Raw genomic sequence first — 1,666 nt, forward strand, 5'->3', positions numbered from 1 at the left:
TAATCCACAAATGCACTTCGGTGCGTCACGCCCTGAAGGCTGAAAGCATCGGGTGTGACGCAGTTTCTGTGGATGGGTTCGAATGTGGGGGGCATCCGGGTGAAGATGACATTCCCAACATGATCTTGTTGCCACGCGCCGCCGAAGAGCTGACAATTCCGTTCGTGGCCTCGGGTGGCATGGCGGACGGTCGTAGCCTTGTTGCGTCTCTTGCTTTGGGGGCTGACGGCATGAACATGGGTACGCGGTTCCTTGCGACAAAAGAGGCGCCCGTTCATCAGAACGTCAAAGACGCGATCGTTCAGGCAAGTGAACTTGATACCAAGCTGGTCATGCGGCCATTGCGTAACACCGAGCGGGTTTTGAACAACCCTGCAGTTGAACGCATACTGGCAACCGAAACAGCCAAGGGGGGCGAGATCGCCTTTGCAGATGTCGCCGCTGAAGTGGCCGGTGTGTACCCCAAAGTCATGATCGACGGGGACACTGACATAGGGGCCTGGTCTTGCGGGATGGTTGCAGGGCTCATTCACGACGTTCCCACCTGTCAACAACTGGTTGATCAGATCATGACAGAGGCGCGCACTCTGATATCTCAACGGTTGGCAGGATTGCTGTGATGAACAGGCCCAATCATCATGTCGAATGAAACTACAGTACGCCTTTCTATTGACGGCCATGTTGCGAGAATTGAGCTGGCCCGCCCTGGGCAATACAATGCATTCAACAGAGCAATGCGACGTGATTTGTTGTCTGTGTTGCAGCGGGTCGAAACCGATTTGGACATAAGAGTCGCCGTTCTTTGTGGCGCCGGGCGCGGCTTTTCCTCAGGCAACGACATGTCCGAGAGTTCACTGTCTTCAGCCCAAGACATTCTGGAAGGTGAGTACTGGCCATTTCTGCGTACCATTGCTGAAGGTGATACTTTGTACATTGCGGCCGTGCATGGCTATGCAGCTGGCATTTCGGCCGCATTGGCATTGGTTTGTGATTTCTGCGTGATGGAAGAAACCGCCCAGATTTATCTTGCATTTGCGACAATATCGCTGGTTCCGGACGGTGGTTTGTGTTGGCTGCTAAATCAGGCAATGGGACCACGGCGCGCGCTTCAGGCAATTGTGGAAGGGCAGAAACTGTCTGCAAACGAGTGTCAGGACCTTGGCATGGCGACTAAAGTGGCTCGTGAAGGGCAGGCTGTAAACGAAGCCCTGCTTTGGGCCCATGAACTGGCGGCAAGGGCGCCACTGGCGACCGCCGCTGCTAAAAGACTCATCCGCCAGGTCCCAAATTTGAACTTGGCGCAAACCGTCATTGAGGAAGCCAAAGAACAAAACGCTTTGGGAAACTCGCTGGATTATCAACGTGGTGTGGACGCCTTCTTTGACAATGCTGTTCCCAAGTTCGAAGGCAACTAAGCGGATCCTTTCCAAAAAATTGAACGAAACGCATGAGGTGAGTAATGACTGAACTCGGGAAAATGGTGGACTCATTGCAAGGCAAGATCGGGCAGGAGATTGGTGTCAGTGAATGGGTTTTGATCAATCAGGCCATGATCGACAAGTTTGCTGATGTTACGATGGATCATCAGTTCATTCATGTTGATCCAAGTAGGGCAAGAGATGAATCCCCCTTTGGAGGGACAATCGCCCATGGTTTTCTGACACTG

Annotated in this window: 3 protein-coding genes; all 3 read left to right on the forward strand. The window is 53.0% G+C overall.

Features of this window, described 5'->3' with window-relative positions; translation table 11 throughout:
- A partial coding sequence (locus BUC32_RS19985; protein WP_139280821.1) for an NAD(P)H-dependent flavin oxidoreductase occupies nt 1-620 on the forward strand: 620 nt, incomplete at its 5' end.
- An 18-nt stretch (nt 621-638) separates the two neighbouring features.
- Nucleotides 639-1,415 (forward strand): enoyl-CoA hydratase/isomerase family protein, encoded by a 777-nt coding sequence (locus tag BUC32_RS19990; protein WP_073257401.1) that lies wholly within the window; start codon nt 639-641, stop codon nt 1,413-1,415.
- A gap of 44 nt (nt 1,416-1,459) precedes the next feature.
- Nucleotides 1,460-1,666: MaoC/PaaZ C-terminal domain-containing protein (locus tag BUC32_RS19995; protein ID WP_281249019.1), on the forward strand; the 207-nt coding region annotated here is incomplete at its 3' end.

The sequence above is a fragment of the Shimia gijangensis genome (genome assembly GCF_900142085.1).
Taxonomy (GTDB): Bacteria; Pseudomonadota; Alphaproteobacteria; order Rhodobacterales; family Rhodobacteraceae; genus Shimia; species Shimia gijangensis.

Coding starts and splice junctions, on each gene's coding strand:
- BUC32_RS19990 (WP_073257401.1), top strand. CDS start 639: ATGTCGAATGAAACTACAGTACGCCTTTCTATTGACGGCCATGTTGCG.